Annotated in this window: 1 protein-coding gene; it reads left to right on the top strand. The window is 57.2% G+C overall.

From position 1 onward, the window contains the following. Window positions 1-107 precede the first annotated feature (107 nt). The gene (locus INT20_RS17890; RefSeq protein ID WP_193057449.1) at window positions 108-1,142 is read left to right on the top strand and encodes an IS110 family RNA-guided transposase; all 1,035 of its coding nucleotides are present in this window, start codon (window positions 108-110) and stop codon (window positions 1,140-1,142) included. Window positions 1,143-1,433 lie beyond the last annotated feature (291 nt).

Raw genomic sequence — 1,433 nt, 5'->3', positions numbered from 1 at the left:
CGCTTACCCAATGGGATGGACTCCTCCTCACCCTACTCCGGCGTCTGTGCGCCATACTGATAGGTGGGTTGGACAACTATCAGCGTTGAGAGTCAGGAGAAGCCCCTATGAACATTAGTCGAGTAGGTGTTGATATCGCAAAGTCTGTTTTTCACGTTCATGGTGTTGACCGACATGAGCAACCTCAGTGGCGAGGCAAATACACCCGTGCCAAGTGGCTCGATGCGGTTTGTCGCCGTGTTCCCCAGGGCGCGATCATTGGCATGGAAGCATGTGCCACAGCGCATTACTGGGCACGTCAGCTCCAGGCGCGTGGCTACCAGGTCAAACTGGTGGCTGCCCAGTTCGTAAAACCGTACGTCAAGACGAATAAAAATGACCGGGCCGATGCTGAAGCGATTTGTGAAGCCCTCGGCCGACCCACGATGCGCTTCGTGGCGATAAAATCGGTTGAGCAACAGGATGCTCAGGCTACCCACCGAATCCGGGAAGAACTCATCAGTCAGCGGACGGCCAAGGCCAACCAGATCCGTGGTCTGGTCGGGGAGTATGGCTTGATTGCTCCCACGGGTATCCAGCAATTGCGGCGGGCGCTACCACTTTGGCTGGAAGATGCCTCTAACGGGCTCAGTGACCACTTTCGTCGCTTGCTGGCAGAGTTGGCGAACGACTTACGCTACCTTGATGATCGTGTAGAACAGTTAACCACGGCCATTGAAAAACATGCCAACACCGACCCCGTTGCCAGGCGTCTGATGACGCTGCGCGGCATTGGTCCCATTACCGCCAGCGCTCTGGCCGGTGTGCTGGGTGACGGCACTATCTATCAACGTGGACGCGACTTTGCTGCGTCATTGGGGCTTACCCCGCGTCAGCACAGCACGGGCGGACGAGAGCGCCTGCTGGGGATCAGCAAGCGAGGCAACGGGTACCTGCGCAAGCTGCTGGTGCATGGCGCACGATCCGTTCTCCGTTATGCGGTGACGCAGGAAGACGGTCTGAGTCAATGGATCAAACGGCTTGCCATGCGAAAGCATCGCAACGTCGCGATTGTGGCGCTCGCCAACAAGACGGCTCGCATGGCGTGGGCCATCACGCGTCACCAGGTGCCGTATGATCCCGAACTGGCGGCGGCCACTTAGCCACATGAAAGCATCATGAATATTTAATCTTTAACCCGGTGTTCCCACCACCCCGATTGCAACACCACAAGAGAGATGGCGAACAGGTCGAACCGACGTCGGGCCATACCGTGTAGCGCGTAGAGCATCAAAGCTCGTTTACGCTGAGGGTACCCGACGTGCGAATAGCCCATTAAGGTCCGATGTCCGTGTGTCAGGCATCCTTAACGAGACCGAATATACGCTCGCAGTCGACATAGCCGCCATGACCTTTTGTGCTTGCAAGCGAGGAGGAGTCCATATACGCGCTAC

It is taken from the genome of Halomonas citrativorans (genome assembly GCF_014898005.1).
GTDB lineage: Bacteria > Pseudomonadota > Gammaproteobacteria > Pseudomonadales > Halomonadaceae > Vreelandella > Vreelandella citrativorans.
This window is presented reverse-complemented; position numbering and strand designations above follow the sequence as displayed.